21 protein-coding genes are annotated in these 21532 nt (G+C 67.0%); 13 read left to right on the top strand and 8 right to left on the bottom strand.

Annotated features, from left to right (window positions below; genetic code table 11):
* Nucleotides 1-152: 152 nt before the first annotated feature.
* Entirely contained in the window at nt 153-998 is an 846-nt protein-coding gene (locus HV766_RS13020; RefSeq protein ID WP_054456468.1) for an IclR family transcriptional regulator, read from the bottom strand.
* 180 nt (nt 999-1178) lie between these two features.
* On the opposite strand from HV766_RS13020, the gene HV766_RS13025 reads away from it, so the two are divergent.
* Both HV766_RS13025 and HV766_RS13030 read left to right on the top strand, forming a co-directional pair.
* Nucleotides 1179-2816: a GMC family oxidoreductase gene (locus HV766_RS13025; RefSeq protein WP_175181257.1), complete on the top strand. Its 1638-nt coding sequence runs from the start codon at nt 1179-1181 to the stop codon at nt 2814-2816.
* A gap of 86 nt (nt 2817-2902) precedes the next feature.
* Nucleotides 2903-4240, top strand: a complete 1338-nt coding sequence (locus HV766_RS13030; RefSeq protein ID WP_054456466.1) for an MFS transporter — start codon at nt 2903-2905, stop codon at nt 4238-4240.
* A gap of 51 nt (nt 4241-4291) precedes the next feature.
* Here HV766_RS13030 and HV766_RS13035 read toward each other — a convergent pair whose 3' ends face one another.
* From HV766_RS13035 to HV766_RS13045, 3 genes are all read right to left on the bottom strand, one after another.
* Nucleotides 4292-5302, bottom strand: coding sequence for an aldo/keto reductase (locus HV766_RS13035; RefSeq protein WP_175181258.1), 1011 nt, complete (start codon nt 5300-5302; stop codon nt 4292-4294).
* A gap of 692 nt (nt 5303-5994) precedes the next feature.
* On the bottom strand, nt 5995-7047 hold the full coding sequence (locus HV766_RS13040; RefSeq protein ID WP_175181259.1) for a serine hydrolase domain-containing protein: 1053 nt from the start codon (nt 7045-7047) through the stop codon (nt 5995-5997).
* Between the two features lie 24 nt (nt 7048-7071).
* On the bottom strand, nt 7072-8268 hold the full coding sequence (locus HV766_RS13045; protein ID WP_175181260.1) for a pyridoxal-phosphate-dependent aminotransferase family protein: 1197 nt from the start codon (nt 8266-8268) through the stop codon (nt 7072-7074).
* A gap of 285 nt (nt 8269-8553) precedes the next feature.
* On the opposite strand from HV766_RS13045, the gene HV766_RS13050 reads away from it, so the two are divergent.
* From HV766_RS13050 to HV766_RS13080, 7 genes are all read left to right on the top strand, one after another.
* Nucleotides 8554-9225, top strand: coding sequence for a GntR family transcriptional regulator (locus tag HV766_RS13050; protein WP_225588818.1), 672 nt, complete (start codon nt 8554-8556; stop codon nt 9223-9225).
* 88 nt (nt 9226-9313) lie between these two features.
* Nucleotides 9314-10885, top strand: coding sequence for an ABC transporter substrate-binding protein (locus HV766_RS13055; protein ID WP_119449429.1), 1572 nt, complete (start codon nt 9314-9316; stop codon nt 10883-10885).
* A 65-nt stretch (nt 10886-10950) separates the two neighbouring features.
* Complete coding sequence (locus HV766_RS13060; protein ID WP_054456461.1) at nt 10951-11868, top strand: ABC transporter permease; 918 nt, start codon at nt 10951-10953, stop codon at nt 11866-11868.
* 1 nt (nt 11869) lies between these two features.
* Complete coding sequence (locus HV766_RS13065) at nt 11870-12781, top strand: ABC transporter permease (RefSeq protein WP_175181262.1); 912 nt, start codon at nt 11870-11872, stop codon at nt 12779-12781.
* 2 nt (nt 12782-12783) lie between these two features.
* Nucleotides 12784-13773, top strand: a complete 990-nt coding sequence (locus HV766_RS13070; RefSeq protein WP_054456460.1) for an ABC transporter ATP-binding protein — start codon at nt 12784-12786, stop codon at nt 13771-13773.
* Entirely contained in the window at nt 13770-14741 is a 972-nt protein-coding gene (locus HV766_RS13075; protein WP_119449426.1) for an ABC transporter ATP-binding protein, read from the top strand. Before HV766_RS13070 ends, HV766_RS13075 begins: the two co-directional genes overlap by 4 nt.
* On the top strand, nt 14738-16132 hold the full coding sequence (locus tag HV766_RS13080) for a M20 family metallopeptidase (protein ID WP_175181263.1): 1395 nt from the start codon (nt 14738-14740) through the stop codon (nt 16130-16132). Before HV766_RS13075 ends, HV766_RS13080 begins: the two co-directional genes overlap by 4 nt.
* A gap of 47 nt (nt 16133-16179) precedes the next feature.
* Here HV766_RS13080 and HV766_RS13085 read toward each other — a convergent pair whose 3' ends face one another.
* On the bottom strand, nt 16180-17076 hold the full coding sequence (locus HV766_RS13085) for a LysR family transcriptional regulator (RefSeq protein WP_054456457.1): 897 nt from the start codon (nt 17074-17076) through the stop codon (nt 16180-16182).
* Between the two features lie 112 nt (nt 17077-17188).
* On the opposite strand from HV766_RS13085, the gene HV766_RS13090 reads away from it, so the two are divergent.
* The gene (locus HV766_RS13090) at nt 17189-17584 is read left to right on the top strand and encodes a hypothetical protein (protein ID WP_175181264.1); all 396 of its coding nucleotides are present in this window, start codon (nt 17189-17191) and stop codon (nt 17582-17584) included.
* A 70-nt stretch (nt 17585-17654) separates the two neighbouring features.
* Here the strand turns inward: HV766_RS13090 and HV766_RS13095 are convergent, their stop codons facing one another.
* Nucleotides 17655-18275, bottom strand: a complete 621-nt coding sequence (locus HV766_RS13095; protein WP_054456455.1) for a TetR/AcrR family transcriptional regulator — start codon at nt 18273-18275, stop codon at nt 17655-17657.
* A 77-nt stretch (nt 18276-18352) separates the two neighbouring features.
* Between HV766_RS13095 and HV766_RS13100 the strand changes: the two genes are divergently transcribed.
* The 3 genes from HV766_RS13100 (at nt 18353) to HV766_RS13110 (ending at nt 20611) form a co-directional block, all read left to right on the top strand.
* Complete coding sequence (locus HV766_RS13100; protein WP_054456454.1) at nt 18353-18811, top strand: hypothetical protein; 459 nt, start codon at nt 18353-18355, stop codon at nt 18809-18811.
* 120 nt (nt 18812-18931) lie between these two features.
* Nucleotides 18932-19510 carry a hypothetical protein gene (locus tag HV766_RS13105; RefSeq protein ID WP_175181265.1) on the top strand — a complete coding sequence of 193 codons (579 nt, stop codon included), beginning with the start codon at nt 18932-18934 and terminating at the stop codon, nt 19508-19510.
* Between the two features lie 129 nt (nt 19511-19639).
* Nucleotides 19640-20611, top strand: a complete 972-nt coding sequence (locus tag HV766_RS13110) for a tripartite tricarboxylate transporter substrate binding protein (protein ID WP_175181266.1) — start codon at nt 19640-19642, stop codon at nt 20609-20611.
* 28 nt (nt 20612-20639) lie between these two features.
* Here HV766_RS13110 and HV766_RS13115 read toward each other — a convergent pair whose 3' ends face one another.
* The gene (locus tag HV766_RS13115; RefSeq protein ID WP_119449420.1) at nt 20640-20957 is read right to left on the bottom strand and encodes a hypothetical protein; all 318 of its coding nucleotides are present in this window, start codon (nt 20955-20957) and stop codon (nt 20640-20642) included.
* A complete protein-coding gene (locus HV766_RS13120; protein WP_054456450.1) occupies nt 20947-21453 on the bottom strand; it encodes a 2-thiouracil desulfurase family protein in 507 nt (168 codons plus the stop codon). Before HV766_RS13120 ends, HV766_RS13115 begins: the two co-directional genes overlap by 11 nt.
* Nucleotides 21454-21532 lie beyond the last annotated feature (79 nt).

Raw genomic sequence — 21532 nt, forward strand, 5'->3', positions numbered from 1 at the left:
CGAACACAAAGGCATCCTGGACGCCACGCTGGCGCGCGATGCGGACCGCGCCTGTGAACTGCTGGCCGCCCACATCCGCCTGACCTACGAGGCCGTGGCGCGCCTGCCGCCAGACCTGTTCACGCCCGATTGAAAACCCGCAGGCCGGGCCGCTACGTCGCGCCAGTTCGGTGCTGCGCCAGCACGTCGTGCATGGCCCGCGCGGCGCGCTCCAGCACCGGCACCGCGCGCAGCAGCTCGTCCAGCATGACGCGCGCCGTCGGCGCATGGCAGGCCACGGCCGCCACCACGCGGTCGTCCGCGTCGCGCACCGGCACTGCCACGGCGCTCATGCCGCGCACGAATTCCTCGTTGTCGATGCCAATGCCGCGCGCAGCCAGCCGTTCGAGTTCTTCTTCCAGCCTGGCCGGGTCTGTCAGCGTGCGCGGCGTGTTGCGCGTGAGCGGCAGGCGCGCCAGCACCCGCCCGCGCTCCAGCCGATTCATGGACGCCAGGAACAACTTGCCGCTGGCGGTGCAGTGCATGGGCACGTGGCTGCCCACCGCGAAGAACAGGCGCAGCGGTTCCTCCGTTTCCACTCGTTCCATGTAGATCACGCGATCGCCGTCGGGTGCGGTCAGGTTGCAGGTTTCGCCCAGGGTGCCGACCAGTTGGGCGAGCACGGCGCGGCAGGCGCGCGTGAAGGCCGAGGCGCGCAGAGTTGCCAGGGCCAGGGTCGCTGCCTGCGGTCCCGGCACGAAGCCGTTCTCGGTGGGCGTGGCGGCCACGAAGCCGGCGCGCTGCATGGCCGCCAGCAGGCGCATCAAGGTGGTCTTGGGCATGTCCAGCCGTTGCGCCAGTTGCGCCAGCGTGGGTGGATGCTGGGCGCGCGCCAGGTGATCCAGCACCACCAGCGCCCGCAGCGAACGCGCGGCCTCTTGATGGGTGGCGGCGTCGTCGGCCTGCTGCGCCGATGCTGCACCGCGATTTTGAAACTGAATCTGCATATTCTGTTCCACTTTTCCGCCCCTGCGCCTGTTGTGCTTTGCTCTGCGCGCGCGCTTCCTAGAATCGCCTCAAATGCCGCAGCGCTCAGGCGCCGGCATCGATCCAGTATATAAGTGCGCCCCACAACGACAAGCAGGGTTAACGCGCCGTAGGCTTGGCGCCGCGCCCTGCTGCAGGGAGAGCTTGCGGACATGTCCGATACCGTGGATTACATCGTGGTTGGCGCCGGCTCGGCCGGATGCGTGATGGCCAACCGGCTGAGCGCCAGCGGCGCGCACAGCGTCTGCCTGCTGGAAGCCGGCCCCAAGGACAGCAACCCGTGGATACACATCCCCATCGGCTACGGCAAGACGATGTTCCACAAGGTCTTGAACTGGGGCTACTACACCGACCCCGATCCCGGCATGCTGGACCGGCGCATCTATTGGCCGCGCGGGCGCACGCTGGGCGGCTCCAGCTCCATCAACGGCCTGATCTACATCCGCGGCCAGCGGCAGGACTACGACGCCTGGGCCGCCGCCGGCAATCCCGGCTGGAGCTGGGACGAATGCCTGCCCTACTTCCGCAAGCTCGAGAACAATGACCTCGGCCCCGGCCCCACGCGCGGCACCGAGGGCATGCTCAACGCCACCTCGATCAAGACGGCGCATCCGCTGGTGGAAGCGTTGATAGGCGCCGCGCAAAAGCTGGGCCTGCCGCATGTGCAGGACTTCAATACCGGCGACCAGGAAGGCGTGGGCTACTACCAGCTCACCACACGCAACGGCCGCCGTTGCTCAACCGCCGTGGCCTACCTGCGTCCCGCGCAGGACCGCAGCAATCTGCGCGTGGAAACCGACGCACACGCCATGGCCGTACTGTTCGAAGGCACGCGCGCCTGCGGCGTGCGCTACCGGCGCGACGGCCAGGTGCATACCGTTCGCGCCCGCCGCGAAGTGGTGCTGTGCGCCGGCGCCCTGCAATCGCCGCAGCTGCTGCAGCTGTCCGGCGTCGGACCCGCAGCCCTGCTGCGCCGGTTCGGCATCGGCGTGGTGCGCGACCTGCCGGGCGTGGGCGAAAACCTGCAGGACCATCTGCAGATCCGCCTGATCTACGAGACCACCCGCCCCATCACCACCAACGACCAGTTGCGCAGCCTGACGGGCCGCGCCCGCATGGGCCTGGAATGGCTGCTGTTCCGCGGCGGGCCGCTGGCGGTCGGCATCAACCAGGGCGGCGTGTTCTGCCGGGTAGACCCGGCCAGCCGCACGCCCGACACGCAGTTCCATTTCGCCACGTTGTCGGCGGACATGGCGGGCGGCAAGGTGCATCCGTTCTCGGGCTGCACCTATTCGGTGTGCCAGCTGCGGCCCACGTCGCGCGGCCGGGTCCAGCTGCGCAGCGCGGATCCCTTCGAGGCGCCGTCCATGCAGCCGAACTACCTGTCCACCGAACTGGACCGCCACATGGCCGTGGCGGCGGTGAAGTATGCGCGCAGGCTCGCCGCCACCGAACCGCTGGCAGGCCTGATGAAGCGCGAGTTCCGCCCCGGGCCGGACGTGCGCACGGACGACGAGATTCTGCACTTCTGCCGTGAATACGGCGCCACGATCTTCCACCCGTCCGGCACCGCCAGGATGGGGCCGTCCAGCGACCCGATGGCCGTGGTGGACGAACGCCTGCGCGTACACGGCGTGGCGGGGCTGCGCGTGGTGGACTGCTCGATCATGCCGACGCTGGTGTCGGGCAACACCAACGTCCCCGTGGTGATGCTGGCCGAACGCGCGGCCGAATTCATGTTGCAGGACCTCAGGCAAGCGCAGCCGCAGGCGCTGCGCGTCGCCGCCTGAATCGGAGATGACGGACCCCGGATAGCAGAACCCCAAGGCGCAGGACAACGCAGATTGCCCCACCGCCCCACCAAAGGAGACTAGACATGGCCAAGCAAAACGAAGCCGCGGTGCGCAAAGTCGTCGCCGCGTCGCTGATCGGCGCCACCATCGAGTGGTACGACTTTTTCCTGTACGGCGTCGTCGCGGGCATCGTGTTCAACAAGCTGTACTTCCCTACCGGCGACCCGCTGGTCTCGACCATGCTGGCCTACACCACCTTTGCCGTCGGCTTCGTCACGCGACCGCTGGGCGGGCTGATCTTCGGCCACTTCGGCGACCGCATCGGCAGAAAGAGCATGCTGGTGATGACGCTGATGATCATGGGGATCGCCACCTTCCTGATCGGCCTGGTGCCCACCTACGACAGCATCGGCATCTGGGCGCCGATCCTGTTGCTTTTGCTGCGGGTGTTCCAGGGCATAGGCCTGGGCGGCGAATGGGGCGGCGCGGTGCTTATGGCCTACGAATACGCGCCGCCGGGCAAAAAAGGCTTTTATGCCTCGCTGCCGCAGATCGGCCTGGCCATCGGCCTGTGCCTGGCCTCGGGCACGGTGGCGCTGCTGTCCACCCTGCTGACGGACGCGCAATTCATGGCCTGGGGCTGGCGCATCGCCTTCCTGGCGTCCGCCGCCATGGTGCTGGTGGGCATGTACATCCGCCTGAACATCAAGGAGACGCCCGAGTTCGCGGCGGTCAAGGCCAACAACGCCGAGAGCCGCATTCCGTTCTTCGACATGCTCAAGCGCTATCCGGGCAATGTCTTCAAGGGCATGGGCGCGCGCTACATCGACGGCGTGTTCTTCAATGTATTCGGCGTGTTCTCGATCTCGTACCTGACGCAGACGGTGCAGATCAGCCGGACCGAAGCGCTGATCGGCGTGATGGCCGCAGCCCTGGTGATGTGCTTTTTCATCCCCTTCTTCGGCCGGCTGTCCGACAAAATCGGCCGCACGCGAGTCTACTTCTGGGGATCGCTGATCACCGCCGCGGCATCCTTCCCCGGCTTCTGGCTGATGCTCAATAGCCAGGGCAGCGTGATGCTGATCTGGTTGGCCATCATCATTCCGTTCGGCATCCTGTACGCCGCCGTGTACGGACCGGAAGCAGCGCTGTTCTGCGAGCTGTTCGATGCCAAGGTGCGCTACACGGGAATTTCCTTCGTCTACCAGTTCTCGGGCATCTTCGCCTCGGGCATCACGCCCATCATTGCGACGGCGCTATTGAAGACGGGCGGCGGCCAGCCCTGGCTGATCTGCCTGTACGTGCTGTTCGCTGGGGTCGTGTCGGCGGTGTGCGCGATGCTGATCGGGCGCGGCGCGCAGCCGGCGGAACTGGAGGCGGCGGCAAATGCCATGCCGCGCGGGGGATTGGGCAAGGCCTGAATGTGAAAGCGCCGGCCATATGGGCCGGCGCGTCCCTACCTGAGTTGTGCCTCAGGCCGCTGCTACCGGGCGGCCGTAGAACGGATAGTTGGGATCGTTGTAGCCGTGGCTCGACGCGTGCCCAGGCGTGACCCAGTCGTTGACGACGGCCTCGTCCTCGGCCGTGATCTTCACGTCCAGCGCCGCGTAGTAGTCCTCCATCTGCGCAAGGGTGCGCGGGCCGGCGATGACGGCGGTGATGACGGGATTGCCCAGCACCCAGGCGGTGGCGAAATGCCCCGCCTGCGTGCCGCGGGCGGCGGCGTGCGCCACCAGCTTCTGCGCGATTTCCAGGGACTCTTCGCGGAATTCGGTCGCCAGGATACGGCGGTCGCCGCGTCCGGCCCGGGTGTCGGCCGCGGGCGCCTGGCCCGGCAGGTACTTGCCGGTGAGCACGCCGCGCGCGATCGGGCTGTAGGGCACGACGCCCAGTCCATAGTGCTTGCACGCCGGCAGGATCTCGACTTCGGGGCCGCGGTTGAGCATGTTGTAGTAAGGCTGGCACACGACGGGTTGCGGCACGCCCATTTTTTCGCACAGGCGCATGACCTCGGCGATGCGCCAGCCACGGAAGTTGGACAGGCCGAAGCTGCGCAGCTTGCCGGCGCGGATCAGGTCGCCCAGCGCCCACAGGGCTTCTTCGAGGTTTTCCTCATGGTAGTCGCGGTGCAGGTAGAGGATGTCCATGAAGTCGGTGCCCAGGCGCGTGAGGCTTTCCTCCACGCCGCGCATGAGCCACTGGCGCGAATAGTGGGCCTGGTTGGGGCCTTCACCGACGGCATTGCCGATCTTGCTGGCAAGCACCCAATCGTGGCGCTGGCCTTTCAGGAGCTTGCCGACCACTTCTTCGGAGCGGCCGCCGTTATAGACGTCGGCGGTGTCGATGAAGTTCAACCCATGGTCACGCGCGGACGCGACGATGCGGGCGGCTTCGTCGTCGGGGGTCTGCTCGCCGAACATCATGGTGCCCAGGCAGAGCGGAGAGACGCGGAGATTGCTGCGGCCGAGGCGGCGGTAGTTCATGGTTGGCTTCCTCTCGTTCACGGAAATGGATTAGGCGGGAGCATGCAACGGCAGGCCCGCGCGAGTCAAATTCGCATCTTGGGCATTCTGGGATGGATTGTTGACGTTTGGTGTTGTGAGGCTGGGGTTCTTGAGTCGCCGGCGTCCGGACTGCGGAATTCCGATGCTCGCCCCGGTGGGGCTGCGCTTCGGATCCCTCCGCCCGGCCACCGGCTCAAAGCATCTGCCCATGAATCGGCCTGAAACCAATGCATAAGGCTGCTGTCAGCCGAGGCAGCCCGGAGCCATCCGAAGCGCAGCCCCATTGGGGCGAGCATCGGAATGGCGCAGGGCCGCCTCGGCGGCTAAAGAACCCTGACGCCCGCAAGCTCGAAGCCCTGCCGCTTCGGTTTTGTGAGACAGGGTTCTTGAGTCGCCGGCGTCCGGACTGCGGGATTCCGATGCTCGCCCCGGTGGGGCTGCGCTTCGGATCCCTCCGCCCGGACACCGGCTCACGGCATCTACCCATGAACGGACCTAAGACCAGTGCATTCAGCTGCTGTCAGCCGAGGCGGCCCGGAGCCATCCGAAGCGCAGCCCCACCGGGGCGAGCATCGGAATGGCGCAGGGCAGCCTCGGCGGTTCAGAACCCCGACATCCGCATACTCGAAGCCGCCTACAGCCGCCACATCAAATACCTAGCCAAAAACGATCTAGACCCCAGCGTCCACCGCCTCCAGGATCTTGCCGAACAGCGCGTCGGCGTGGGCCGAGTTCAGCCAGCGCACAATCACCACCATCTGCCGCTCCGGTTCCACCCACGTAAACGAGCTACCCGCCCCCACGCCAAAGAAGCTGGAAGCCGGCACGCTGGGAAACACGCGGCCTTCATGATTCAGCCAGATCAGATAGCCGTAATACGGCGCAATCGCACATGGCGTGCGCATGTCCCTGATCCACTCGCTGGACAGGATGCGACGGCCGTTGGCCATGCCGTCGTTCAGCAGCATCTGACCGATCAGCGCCTGGTCGCGAGCGCTGATGGACATGCCGCCGCCCCAGTGCGAACCGCCCGGCACCGACGGCATGCGCTGGCCGTCGATCTCGACCCAGGCGTTGTCGTAGCCGACCCACTGCCAGTCTTCGCTGGCGCCGATGGGCCGCGTAACCGCCTCGCGGAAGACCTCGGGCAAGGGTTTGCGGAACAGGTGCAGCAGCGCGTACGACAACTGGTTGATGCGCACGTCGTTGTATTCCCAGTACGTGCCGGGACGCTGCAAGGGCCGCGCTTCGCCCTTCTTGCCGTCCGGCGGCACGCCGAAGGTAACGGCGCGATAGCGATCGGCCTGGTCGGATACGCCAAAGCGTTCGCCTTCCCATTCGCTGGTCTGCTGCAGCAGATGACGCCAGGTGATGTCGGCGTTCTGCCCTTCGTCGAAGCCGATGCCGGGCACGCGCTTGCCCACAGGCTCGTCCACGTCCGGCAGCAGGCCGCGGTCATGGGCCACGCCGGCCAGGATTGCCAGGTACAGCTTGGCCACGCTGAAGGTCAGGTCGGCGCGCTCGGGCTCGCCCCAGGACGCGACGGTCTCGCCGCGCACGGTCACCACGCCCGACACCGGGCCGCGGTCGTGGATGGGGCCCAGCAGGCGGTTCCAGGGCGGCGGATCGTTCAGGTGCACGCCAAAGTTGCCCTTGACGCTGCGGTCCCAGGCGGATTCGTGGTCGTTGGCGAACTGGATCGCCTGCTGCATGAGTGTGTTCATCGTTTCCCTCGTTATGTGTGTGTCTCAGGCCGCTACGCTTGCGCGCGAGCCGGCCAGGAATTCCATTGCCGCCTGCACGCCGCCCGCCCTATACGGCACGGCTGCCGCGGCCAGGCCCATTTCCACGCCGGCCAGCGTGCCGCACAGCGTCAGGTCGTTGAAGTGGCCCAAGTGGCCGATGCGGAACACGCGGTCGGTAAGCTTGCCCAGGCCCTGCCCCAGCGACATGTCGAAACGTTCCAGCACCAGCTTGCGGAAGGCGTCGGCGCCATGGCCTTGGGGCATGACCACCGCAGTGAGCGCCGGGCTGTGCGCGGCCGGATCCAGGCTCAGCAGCTCCAGCCCCCACCCGGCCAGAGCCAGGCGCGTGGCCTGGGCATGGCGCTGGTGGCGCGCGAAGACTTGCGGCAAGCCTTCTTCGCGCAGCATGGCCAGGGCTTCGTGCAGGCCGTAAAGCAGGTTGGTCGAAGGCGTGTACGGAAAGTAGCCGCGAGCGTTGGCGGCGAGCATCTCGCGCCAGTCCCAGTACGAGCGCGGCAGCCGCGCCTCGTCGGCCGCGGCCAGGGCGCGTGCGCTGACGGCGTTGAAGGCCAGGCCGGGCGGCAGCATCAGGCCCTTCTGCGAACCGGCCACGGTCACGTCCACGCCCCATTCGTCGTGGCGGTAGTCGATGGAGCCCAGCGACGAAATCGTGTCCACCATCAGCAGCGCCGGATGCGCGGCGCCGTCGATCGCGGCGCGCACGGCCGGGATGTCGCTGGTCACGCCGGTGGAGGTTTCGTTGTGCACCACGCACACGGCCTTGATCTTGCGCCCCTGGTCTTCGGCGAGGCGGGCGGCGATGGCTGCCGCGTCCACCGGGTGGCGCCAATCGCCTTCCAGGAAGTCCACCTCCAGGCCCAGCCGCCCCGCCAGCTTGCGCCACAGGCTGGCGAAATGGCCGGTCTCGACCATCAGCACGCGGTCGCCGGGCGACAGGGTGTTGACCAGCGCGGCCTCCCAGGCGCCGGTGCCGGACGACGGGAAGATCACCACCGGCGACTGCGTCTGGAACACCTGCTTGACGCCTTCCAGCACCGCCAGGCCCAACGCGCCGAACTCGGGTCCGCGATGGTCGATGGTGGGCTGGTCGATCGCGCGCAGCACGCGATCGGGCACGTTGGTGGGCCCCGGAATCTGCAGGAAATGCCGGCCGGACGGATGACTGTTCAGGGTAAGCATGCGTAGTCCCAAAGTGGAATATTTTTGTATACCAACGAAAGGCGCAGGGCAGACAAGCAGGACTTTCCCCGCGCGCGGACTTGCGGCATGCGTCACTCTATCCCATTGTTTTTGCGTTAATAACCTAGGGTATACACCCATCTGGAGATACGGAAAGACAGGTTTATAGTTTCGCAAAACACGGGGAATTTTTGTATACCAATGAGCAGCGTTTCCAGCCTGATGCCTGATTCCGGCGCCGCCAGCCTGGCCGCCGAAACCGCGCCGCCGCCTGCGGCGCGCGGCATGGGCAACGGCCGCACGCTGCCGGCCACGGTGGCCGGGCAACTGCGCGAACGCATCATCCAGGGCGAATTCCCGCCCGGCTCGCGGCTGAACGAGCGCACCCTGTGCGACCTGCTCGGCGTATCCCGCACCCCCTTGCGCGAAGCCTTCCGCGTGCTGGCCGCCGAAGGCCTGGTGCAGATCGAACCGAACCGCGGGGCGCAGGTAGTGGCGCTGTCGGAAGCGAACATCCGCGAAGCCTTCGAGGTCATCGGCGGGCTGGAGGCCATGTCCTGCCGGCTGGCCTGCGAACGGGCCACGGACCAGGAAATCGCCGAGATCCGCGCGCTGACCTACGAAATGATGGCCAGCCACGCGCGCCACGACCTCCCCACCTATTTCCGCACCAATCGCGAAATCCACGAACGCATCAGCCTGGCCGCGCACAACAGCCTGCTCAAGCAGCTGTATGACGCCCAGAACGCGCGCATCCAGAACCTGCGCTTCGTCTCGAACGAGAACCGCCAGAAATGGGATCTGGCGATGCGCGAGCACATCGAGATGGCCGAGGCCCTGGACGCGCGCGACGCGGACCGGCTGGCCGGCATCATGCGCCAGCACTTGCAGCGCAAGTGCGAGGCCGCGTTGAAGACCCTTACCCAGCCGCCCGCGGCGGCGGCCGATTCCGGCTGACCCGCCGCAGGCAGCACATCGGGCCGCGCCGCCCGCGACAAGATGGCAGATAAGCAGTACGTGCAGTGACTTCCACAGGAGCCTCACCATGACTGATTTCCGCATCACCCCCGCAGCATCCGCGCCGACCTGGCGCAGCCCCCTCCCCCTCAAGGCCCTGGCTGCCGCCCTGTTGGCCTGCGCCACGCTGGCGGCCCAGCCAGCGCTGGCCGGCAAGAAGGACGACACCGTGCGCATGGCCTACGACCAGGCGCCGGAAAGCGTGGATCCCTACTACAACAACGTGCGGATCGGCGTCATCATCGCCGCCAACGTCTGGGACACCCTGCTCTACCGCGACCCGGTCACCAACGAGTACAAGGGGCAGCTCGCCAAGAGCTGGAAGCAGGTCGACGACAAGACCATGGAATTCGAGCTGCGTGAAGGCGTCAAATTCCATAACGGCGAAGAGTTCGACGCGGATTCGGTGGTGTACACGCTGAACTACGTGGCGGACCCGAAGAACAAGGCCGTCACGCAGCAGAACGTGGCCTGGATCGACAAGGTCGAGAAGATCGACAAGTACAAGGTGCGCCTGACCACCAAGGAGCCCTTCCCCGGCGCCAAGGAATACCTGTCCACCACCGCCGCCATACATCCGGCCAAGTACTACCAGGAAGTCGGGCCCAAGGGCATGAACGCCAAGCCGGTGGGCTCCGGTCCCTACAAGGTGGTGGACTACCAGCCCGGCAAGTCCATCACGCTGGAGCGCAACGCCGATTACTTCAAGGATTCGCCCAAGGCACAGCCGAAGATCGGCAAGGTGGTGATCCGCTTCATCCCCGACCGCCAGACGCAGATGGCCGAGGTCATCTCGGGCGGCGAGGACCTGATCATGAGCGTGCCCAAGGACCAGGCCGAGCAGCTGGGCGGCATGCCCTCGCTGCAGATGGTCACGGGCGACACCATGCGCATCGTCTTCATGCAGATGAACATCCAGGAAGGCACGCCCGCGCCGCAGCTCAAGGACGAACGCGTGCGGCGCGCCATCATCCACGCCATCGACCGCGAAGCCATGTTGAAGAACATCGTGGGCGAAGGCGGCGGTCTCATCAACACCATCTGCACGCCTTCGCAGACGGGCTGCACCCAGGAAGGCGCGCCGGTCTACAAGTACGATCCCGCCCAGGCCAAGAAACTGCTGGCGGAAGCGGGCTACCCCAACGGCTTCGACATCGACCTGGTGGCGTATCGCGAGCGCAACCAGACCGAAGCCATCATCAACTACCTGCAGGCGGTGGGCATCCGCGCCAAGCTCAACTTCCTGCAGTACGCCGCCATGCGCGACATGATCCGCGCCAACAAGGCCTCGCTCACGCACCAGACCTGGGCGTCCAATCTGGTCAACGACGTGTCCGCGTCCACGCCTGTGTACTTCGCCTTCGGCAACGACGACATCACCCGTGACCCGCAGGTGCGCGACCTGCTCAACAAGGGCGACCACACCATCGAGAGCGGCGCGCGCAAGGCCGCCTACAAGCAGGCGCTGGACCTGATTGCACAGAAGGCCTATGCGGTGCCGCTGTGGACCCTGCCCGCCTACTACGTGACCACCAAGGACCTGAACTTCAAGCCCTATTCGGATGAACTGGTGCGCTTCTGGGACATGAGCTGGAAGTAAGGCGCGGCCCCGCGCCGGCCTGGCATCGCGCCGGGCCGGCGTGAGTCCAACGAAGAGGAAGCCCTATGCTGTATTTCACGATCAGGCGCCTGGGCCTGGCGGTGCTGGTGGCGCTGACGGTCTCGATCCTGGCGTTCCTGCTGCTGCACCTGTCTGGCGACCCGGCGCTGGCGCTGGCCGGCGAAGGCGCGCGCCAGGCCGACATCGACATGATCCGCAAGACCTACGGCCTGGACCGGCCGCTGGCCGTGCAGTACGCGGACTGGCTCTGGCACATCCTGCAGGGCGATTTCGGCACCTCGGTGTATTTCAAGACCGAGGCGGGACCGCTGATCCTCTCCAAGCTCAAGACCACCCTGCTGCTGGGCCTGGGCGCGCTGGCCTTCGCGCTTCTGATCTCGATTCCGCTGGGCGTGCTGGCCGCGCTGTACAAGGGCAGCCTGATCGACCGCATATGCCTGGCCATCGCCGTGCTGGGGCAGGCGCTGCCCAACTTCTTCTTCGCGCTGATCCTGATCATGCTGTTCTCGATATCGCTGCGCATCCTGCCGGTGTCGGGCAGCGGCAGCTGGCAGCATTTCGTGATGCCGGCGATCGCGCTGGGCTATTACGTGGCCCCCGCCTTCATGCGCCTGATCCGCGCCGGCATGATCGAAGTCCTGGCCGCCGACTACATCCGCACCGCGCGCGCCAAGGGCCTGCCGGCACGCAAGATCGTCTTCAAGCACGCGCTGCGCAACGCCATCGTGCCGGTGGTGGCGCTGGCCGCGGTGCAGCTGGGCTACCTGCTGGGCGGCTCGGTCGTCATCGAAACCATCTTCGCGCTGGACGGCCTGGGCTACCTGGCCTACCAGAGCATCACCTACAAGGACTATCCCGTGATGCAGCTGATCGTGCTGCTGCTGTCGGTGCTCTACGTGCTGCTGACCCTGGCCGCCGACATCGCCAACGCGTGGCTGGACCCGCGCATCCGGGTGTCCTGACATGACCACGCCTATCCTGACCCCGTCCGCTTCCGGCGCCCCGGCGCCACTGGAACTGTCCGCGTCCGCCCTGCGCTGGCGGCGGCTGCGCCGCAACAAGGCGTTGCTGGCCGGCGGCGGCATCCTGCTCCTCATCGTGCTGATCGCGCTGTTCGCGCCCTGGATCTCGCCGCACGACCCTTACTACCAGGACCTGGCCTACCGCACGGCGCCGCCGGTCTGGTACGCCAAGGGCACCTGGCTGCACCCGCTGGGCACCGACCAGCTGGGCCGCGACTACATGTCGCGCCTGTTCTACGGCGCGCGCATCTCGCTTCTGATCGGCATCAGCGTGGCGCTGATCTCGGGGCTGATCGGCACGGCCATGGGCATGGCGGCCGGCTACTTCGGCGGCAAGGTCGACATGGCGGTGTCGTTTCTCATCACCACCCGCTTGTCCATGCCCGTGATCCTGGTGGCGCTGGCCACCGTCGCCATCGTCGGCGGCTCGCTGTGGGTCGTGATCCTGGTGCTGGGGCTGCTCAAGTGGGATCGCTATGCGGTGGTGATGCGCAGCGCCACCCAGCAGGTGCGCTCGCTGGAATACGTGGCCGCGGCGCAGGCCGCGGGCGCGTCCACCTGGCGCATCGTCTGGAGCGAAGTGCTGCCCAATGTGGTGCCGCAACTGATCGTGATCGCCACGCTGGAAGCCGCCAGCGCGATCCTGCTGGAAGCTTCCCTGTCCTTCCTGGGCCTGGGCGTGCAGCCGCCGCTGCCGTCGTGGGGCCTGATGATCTCGGAGGCCAAGGCCTACATGTTCTTCTCGTTCTGGCTGATCGCCATACCGGGGTCGGCGCTGGCGCTGCTGATCTTCGCGATCAACCTGGCCGGCGACGGGCTGCATCAACTCCTGACGCCTGAAGAGAGGGCCTGAGCATGAGCGACACCGACATCGTGCTGGACGTGCAGGGTCTCACCGTCGACATCGCCACGCCGCGCGGCCCGCTGCACGCGGTGCGCGACGTGTCCTTCCAGGTCCGGCGCGGCGAAACGCTGTGCCTGGTGGGGGAATCAGGCTGCGGCAAGTCCATGACCTCCCTGGCCATCATGGGTCTCTTGCCCAAGGCCGCCCGGCGCAGCACGCGGCGGCTGGCGGTGCTGGGCGAAGACCTGTCCGCCGCGCGCGGCGGGCGCATCAACGCGCTGCGCGGCAGCAAGATGGCCATGATCTTCCAGGAGCCGATGACGGCGCTGAACCCCGCCTACGCCATCGGCGAACAGCTGACCGAGCACTACATCCACCATTGCAAGGCCGGCGCGCGGCAGGCCCGCGACCGCGCGGTGGAGCTGCTGGAGAAAGTCGGCATCGCGTCGGCCGGGCAGCGGCTATCCCAATATCCGCACCAGCTTTCCGGCGGCCTGCGTCAGCGCGTGATGATCGCCATGGCGCTGATGTGCGGCCCGGAGCTGCTGATCGCCGACGAGCCCAGCACCGCGCTGGACGTGACCATCCAGGCGCAGATCCTGCGTCTGCTCGCCGACCTGCAGGCCGAGCTGGGCATCGCCATGGTGCTGATCACCCACGACCTGGGCGTGGTCGCGCGCATCGCGCGCCAGGTCGCGGTGATGTACGCGGGCCAGATCGTGGAAGAAGGACCCGTGGCGGAACTGTTCGCTTCGCCGCGCCATCCCTACACTCAGGGGCTCCTGGGCTGTATCCCCGTGCCCGGGCGCACGCCGCCCGGCGAGGCGCTGGGCACCATCCCGGGCGTCGTGCCCGCGCTGGTGGGCGAACTGCAGGGCTGCGCCTTCCGCGACCGCTGCCCGCACGCCCAGCCGCAATGCCGCCATGAGGTACCCGTACACGGCGCCGCATCCGGCCAGCAATGGCGCTGCATCCTCGAATCCGAAGGAGTCCCGGCATGAGCCCATTGCTGCAAGCCGAGGCCGTCAGCAGGCAGTTCTCGATCCGATCCGGCATGTTCCGGCCGCGCAGCACGCTGCACGCCGTCAACGGCGTGGACCTGGCCGTGGAGCGCGGCGCGGTGCTGGGCATCGTGGGCGAATCGGGCTGCGGCAAATCCACGCTTGCCCGCATGCTGCTGGGACTGACGCCGCCCACCGAGGGGGCGATCCGGCTCGACGGCCAGGACATCCGCAACCTGGGCCGGCGTGCGCTCGCCCGCCGCGTCCAGCCCATCTTCCAGGATCCATATTCGTCGCTGAATCCGCGGCGCTCCATCGCCTCCATCGTCTCGCTGCCGCTGGAAGTGCACGGCATTCCCAATCCGAAGCAGCACAAGGCCATCGAGATGCTGGAGCGCGTGGGCCTGCCGCCCCGGCTGGCCCACAACACGCCGGGCCAGCTGTCCGGCGGCCAGCGCCAGCGCGTGGCGATTGCGCGAGCGCTGGTGATGCATCCCGAGATCGTCATCTGCGATGAGCCGACCTCGGCGCTGGACGTGTCGGTGCAGGCGCAGATCATGAACCTGCTGATGGACCTGCGGCGCGAATTCAACCTGACCTATGTCTTTATCAGTCACAACCTGGCGGTGGTGGAGCACATCGCCACCCACGTGGCGGTGATGTACCTGGGCCGGGTGGTGGAATCCGCGGCCACGGCGCAACTGTTCCATGATCCGCGCCATCCCTACACACAGGCGCTGCTGGCCTCGGTGCTGACGCCCGAACCCGGACTGGGCATACCCGACATGGGCCTGGGCCTGTCATTCCCGGATCCGCTGCGTCCGCCCTCGGGTTGCCCCTTCCACCCGCGCTGTCAGCAGGCCATGGCGCAATGCAAGACCGAACGCCCGGCATTGGTCCGGCGCGAGCAATCCGTGGTGGCCTGCCACCTCTATCCCCCTACCTCCAACGGAGTCCAGCCATCATGACCCGCGCACAAGCCATCGCCCAGGCGGAACAGTGTTTTGATTCCGGCGCCTTCCGCGCGCTCTTGGCTCGCCGCCTGGCCCAGCCCACCGAAAGCCAGAACCCGGCGCGCGCGCCCGAACTCGCGGCCTACCTGGAAGTCGAGATCCGGCCCGCCTTCGAAGCGCTGGGCTTCACCTGCCGCACGCTGACGCACCCGAAGGCGCTCGCGCCGTTCCTGTATGCCGAGCGCATCGAGGATCCGGCCCTGCCCACCGTGCTGGGCTACGGCCATGGCGACGTCATCCGCGGCCTGGAAAAGGAATGGAAAGAAGGCCTGTCGCCCTGGGCGCTGACCGAATCCGAGGGCCGCTGGTATGGCCGCGGCATCGCCGACAACAAAGGCCAGCACAGCATCAACATGGAAGCGCTGCGGCTGGTGCTGGAGACGCGCGGCAAGCTGGGCTTCAACGCCAAGTACCTGATCGAGATGGGCGAGGAAACCGGCTCCATGGGCCTGCGCGACCTGTGCGAGGAACACCGGGCGCTGCTGGCGGCGGACCTGCTCATCGCCTCCGACGGCCCGCGCCTGAGCGCGGAACGCCCCACCATCTTCCTGGGCGCGCGCGGCAGCCTGAACTTCGACCTCAGCATTGACGCCCGCGCGGGCGGCCACCACTCGGGCAACTGGGGCGGCCTGATCTCAAATCCCGGCATCCAGCTGGCCCACGCCATCTCAACATTGGTTTCGCCCACCGGCCAGATCCGCATCCCCGAATGGGTGCCGCGCGAACTGCCCGCCGCGGTGCGGCGCGCCCTTGCCGATTGCCAGGTGGACGGTGGCGCCGATGGTCCCGAGATCGAACCCTGGTGGGGCGAGCCGGGGCTGTCGCCGGCAGAGCGCGTGTTCGGCTGGTGCTCGTTCGAGGTGCTGGCCTACAAGACCGGCAATCCCGACACGCCCGTCAACGCCATTCCGCCGCGCGCCTGGGCCCGCTGCCAGCTGCGCTTCGTGGTGGGCGTAGATCCGGACGACCTGGTCCCCGCCCTGCGCCGCCATCTGGACCGCCAGGGCTTCCCCATGGTCCAGATCACGCTGACGCGCGAGAACATGTTCCGCGCCACCCGCATCGACCCTGACGACGCCTGGGTGCGCTGGGCGGTGGATTCGCTGGAACGCACCTCCGGCGCCAAGACCGCCGTGCTGCCCAACCTGGGCGGCTCTCTGCCCAACGACATCTTCACCGACGTGCTGGGCCTGCGCACGATCTGGGTGCCGCACTCCTATCCAGGCTGTTCCCAGCACGCGCCGAACGAACACTTGCCGCCGGCCTTGCTGCGGCAGGCATTGAGCCTGATGACAGGACTGTATTGGGATCTGGGCGCGGGCGGCACGCCGGCATTGGAGCGCTGAGACGCGAGGCCCCAGCATGTTCGCATGCAAAGGACCATGCGCCGCCCCTAAGGCTTGCCGGACGGCCCCAGCCGCTCCCGCAGGAAATCGATGAAGCGCCGGACCTTGGCGCTGACGTGGCGGGTGTCGGGATACACGGCGTAGACCTCCAGGCGCGGCAGCGCATACGAAGGCAGCAGGCGTTGCAATGTGCCGCGCGCCAAAGGCTCTTCCAGCAGCCACTCCGGCAGCGCGGCCACGCCGCATCCGACCTCGGCAAAAGCCAGCAGCGCCGAAGCCGTATCGGCCTGCGCCACCGGCGCCACGCGCAGCTCGTGCTCGCGCCCCTTGCTGTCCGTCAGCCGCCAACGGTCGCTGCGGCCGGGCCGGTTGGCCAGCCAGGGCAGCGCCGCCAGCGCCTGCGGCGTGCGCGGCGCGCCGTGCTGCGCCAACAGGTCCGGACTGCCCACGATCCATAGCCTGAACTGGCCGATGCGCGTGGCCCGGTAGCTGGAATCCTCCAGCGCCCCCACCCGTATGGCCAGGTCCAGCCGTTCGGCGATCAGGTCCGCATGCGCGGACCCGGCGCGGTAGCCCACCCGCAAGGCGGGATGCGCGCGCGCGAATGCCGCCAGCGCCGGCGCCACCACCCGGTTGCCGTAGTCCACCGACGCCGTCACGCGCAGGCTGCCCGACAGCGCCGTCTGGCCGGAACGCGCCTCGTCCACCGCGGCCTCGGCTTCGCGCAGCAGCCGCGCGCAGTGGCCGTAAAAGCCTTCCCCCGCCTCGGTCAGCGCCAGCCGCCGAGTGCTGCGCGTGAGCAGCGCCACGCCCAGCTCCTGTTCCAACTGCTTGATGTTGAAGCTGACCACCGCCTTGGTCGTGCCCAGCGCATCGGCCGCCGCGGTAAAAGAGCCGGCCTCGGCCACCGCCGCATACATCGCCAGACGATTCAGATTGATCATGGAAGGCCTGGATTAATTGTCAAAAAAACACGAACAGTATATCCATCGATAGGTCGTTTTTCGGGAACAACCTGGCTCCTAGAATGGCGCTCCCTTTCCAGGAATCCCACCCATGTCCGACCTTTCATCCCATTGCCTGCGCCTGGCTGTCGACGTCCATTCCCGTATCGAAGGCTGGATAGGCTCGCCCGATGCCCCGGATACACAGCTGACCGCCCTGCTCAAGGATTTTGCGCCCGGCTTCAGCATGATCGCCGCCGACGGTCAGCGTCTGCCCGCGGAGGCTTTGCCGGCCTTGTTCGGCAGATTGCGCGGCGCCCGCCCCGGCTTGAAGATCGACATCGACGAGCTGGCCGTGCTGCACGCCGGCGCGGATTCGGTCTTGCTGAGCTACCGTGAACGCCACGCCTGGACCGCGGGCGCGACCCAGCGCCGGGCGACAGCGCTGTTTGTCGTCCAGCCCGGCGGCCAGCCGCAATGGATGTATCTGCAAGAAACCTGGGCTTGAGCGCCGGACCGCGCGAATGCAATTCAGGCCCGGATTCGGATCCGGATTCCGGCCAAAAAAAAGCCTCCGGCTAGGAGGCTTGTCGGAGCGGTTTTCGTATCCCGTCCAGCAACAGGCTGGTGACGACTTCCGCCAGGGCTTGCTGCCTGGCCGCATCCGGCTCCTGCCGCGTGAACCGTTCGATGATGCCCATCATGGATTGGGCGTACCAGTCGGCCGGAATGTCCTCGCGGAGCAGTCCCACCTTTTGCTCGGCCCTCACGTTGTCGGCGATCATCGCGGCCAGCTCGTTCTTGAGCGCCTCGGCCTCGGCGGCCTGGAAGAAGCCGATGCGCGTCAGGTTCGGATCCTCTTGCAGAATGGCGAGCAGGCCGCTCACGCCCAGGCGGACGCGACTGTCCAATCCGGCGTCTTGCAGGCCGTCCGGCATGCGCGCCTGGCCGATGGCCTGGCGCAAGCGCTGCGCGAACAGGCCCACCAGTTCATCGTAGGCTGCCTGTTTGCCGGCGAAGTATTGATAGAAGACAGGTTGGGTCACGCCGGCGCGGGCGACGATGTCGCTGATCCGGGTATGCTGGAATCCGCGTTCCGCGAATTCCGCTGCCGCGACCTCCAGAAGTTGAGCCCGTGTGCGTTCACCCTTGGTGAGACGCTTGTCTTGCGGTAAAGAAGAAGGTCGTGCCGTAATCATCGCGAGAAAATACTACCCTTCCGCGCTTTTAGCCACTGGTTTTACCCACGGTTCCCACAACGGATACAACCATTGCAATGTCCTTCCCAAAGTGCTTGCCGACCATTGCCCCCCTGGCTCTCGCCAGCCTGCTATCGGGCTGCGTGCCCTACCCCGTGTACAAGACCATGCAGCCTGACGCCCGCGCCACTGTGCTGGACGAGAATTCCCAGCCCCTGGCCGATGCGCGGGTGGTGTTGATCAGCAGCACGTTTCCCTATGGGCGGGAACAATTCCGCAATGAAACCCGCAGCGCGTCCGACGGCAGCGCCGCGTTCGGGGCCCTGAAGGAATGGCGCGCCGAATCGATGATGATCCACGGGGCGCAGGTGTACTTCTGGAACTGGTGCGTGGAGAAAACGGGCTACGAAACCTACATGACGCTGGACCGCGACGCCGCGTATTTCAACGATAAGCCGCAAATCACGTTGCGCCCCGGCGAGTCGCGTTCCTGCAACAACTGGCCCGACCGCCGGGACCCGTCCGCCTCCCGCTGAAATCAGTTGAAATCTCCGTAGCGCTTGAGACACTTTATGGGAGCGGCCAGGCGGTAAAGTGGCAATATCGGTCCGGGTCCCGCGTCACGCTGGGCCCCGGGGCGGATCAGGAGCAAGATCATGAAGCGGTTTTCTGGCCGTATGGCCATCGTCGCGGCGCTGGCGTTGGCCGTGGCAAGCGCGCCTGCCATGGCTGGCGGGCGTGGCGGCGGTTATTGGGGCGGCGGCCACGGCGGCGGATACCACGGTGGCGGATACCACGGCGGGTACCACAATTACCATGGCGGCAGCAGCAGTTCCGACGGTTGGTGGATAGGCGGCGCCTTCGCGCTGGCCACCATAGGCCTGCTGTTGGCGGCTGATTCCGGGCCCTCCTACACCCAGGCGGGCGTCTATTCGTCGGGCGTGGGCTACACCAGCCCGCCGGTCTACGCGGCCCCCGTCTACAACGCGCCAGTGTACGAGGCACAGCCCGTGTACAGCGCGCCCCAGCCTCAGTACGAGCCGGTGCAATACGAGTCCACCGCGCCCGTCAACAGCGCCCAGGCCAGCGCCACCATGGACTGCAAGCGTTGGGCCATGAACCAGAGCGGATACGACCCGGCCACCATCACGCAATGGACCACCCAGGTCATGGTGGACTCCTACAACCGGGCTCTGGATTCCTGCATGACCAGCCGCGGCTACCGCGCGCACTGAAGCGCCATTCCGGGTATTCCCGCTTGCCCTGCCGCGCCGGCCTGCACACACTGCATGCCGGCGCGCCTCTTTGCAGGGCCGTTGCCGCGTCCCGACGGACAGGCCGTCGGGCATAGACAAGGGGAAAGCATGTTGAATTTCAAGCGGATCGCCGGGCTGTGCGCAATCAGCGCAACCTGCGCGTTCTCTGCCGCCGCGCAAGCGCAAGCCGACGCCAAGGCCATGACCATCGTCGTGCCCTATGGTGCGGGCGGCATCGTCGACAACACGGCGCGCGCGTTCGCGCAGAAACTGGCGGCGGAACTGGGCCGGCCCGTTGTGGTCGAGAACCGCGGCGGGGCGGGCGGCATGATTGGCATGAACACGGTGGCGCGGGCTCACGACGAGAACACCCTGGCCTTTACCGCCGTCAGCCCCGTCACGCTATCGCCGCATGTGATGAAGACGCTGTACGACCCCTTGAAGGATCTGGCGCCGGTGGCCTCCGTGATGTATTCGCCGGTGTATCTGGTGGGCGGCCCGAAGTTCACGGGCAAAACCTTCCAGGACATGCTGGCCCAGGCCAAGGCCGATCCCGGCGGCCTGTCGCTGGCGACGGCCGGCGTGGGGTCGCTGGGGCATTTGATGCTGGAGCAGATCAATGGCCAGGCGGACGTGCGCATCACCCACGTGCCGTACAAGGGCATGGCGCAGATGGTGCCCGATGCCCTCGGAGGACAATTTACGCTGATGCTGGTGAATGCCTCCGGTCCGGTCAATGCGCTGATCGACGAAGGCAAGCTCACGCTGCTGGCGGTGGGTTCCCCCGCCCGGCTGCCCGGACGGCCCGGCACGCCCACGCTGGCCGAACTGGGCTATCCCATGGCCAACATGACATCCACTTTCGGGTTTTTCGCTCCCGCCAGCACCAGTCCGGATTTCCGCCAGCGCATGAACGGCCTCATCAACCGCATCGCCGCCATGCCGGACATCAGCAAATCGCTGACGGACGCGCTGAACATCATGTCGCCCGGGACGGTGGAGCAGTTCACGGCCCAGGTGCAGAAGGAATACGCCGATAACGGCCGAATCGTGAAGCAGGCCAACATCCGCAGCGAATGACCGCGTGAGGCAGTAAGCGGCTGGCGGCTCAGCGGCGCCAGCCGCGCCAGCCGCAGAGCAGGCCGACGGCCAGCATGACGCTGGCGGGCAGGATCCAGACAAATCCCGAATCCGTGTAGACCACCTGGTCGACCGGATCGTAGTAACGGCCCAGCTCGTTGAAGTCCCACTTCAGGTATTGCGCGTACCAGGCGTAGAAAAAGAAGCCGGACAGGGCCAGGCAGAGGCCGGCGGCCAGGCGCAGGAGGCCCTTGCTGCGGCCGGTGCGCACTGCGGCCTTCCAGGCCAGGACCGCGCAACCGGCCACTCCCAGCAGCACCAGCAGGTCGCCCACATCAACGCCCATCGGCCGCCTCCAGGCCGGCCAGACAGGCCTGGGCCTCATCCCACTGTTTCTCGCTGAAGACGCGCAGGCCGGCCCGGGCCAGCAGTTCGGCCGTCACGCCCACGCCGGGCTGCTTGCGGCCGGCGAAATGGCCGTCGTACACGTAGCCGCTGCCACAGGAAGGGCTACCCTCCTTCAGCACTGCGATGCCGATGCCGTGCTTGCGCGCGGCTTCCAGCGCTGCTTGCGCGCCATGCACGAAGGGCGCGGTGACATCCTCGCCCGACACCGCCATGACGCGAGCGCGGCCGGCCAGCACGGCGGCGGCGTCCGAGTCCGGCTCGATCTCGGCGGGCGGACGCGGAACCGGCATGCCGCCCGCCATTTCCGGACAGACCGCCACCACCCGGCCTTCGTCCCGCCAGCGCGTCAGCACGGCGTGGTCATGGGAGGCGCCGCGTCCGTCGTAGCGTACGGGGTTGCCCAGCAGACAGGAACTGACCAGAACGTATTGCATGCGTAATCCGAGGCGATGGACCGCAACACGGCGCGCGGCCCTTATTCAAAGCATGCATGATAGAGCACCGGGCTTGGCG

The sequence above is a fragment of the Achromobacter aegrifaciens genome, assembly GCF_902859735.1.
Classification (GTDB): Bacteria; Pseudomonadota; Gammaproteobacteria; order Burkholderiales; family Burkholderiaceae_B; genus Achromobacter; species Achromobacter aegrifaciens.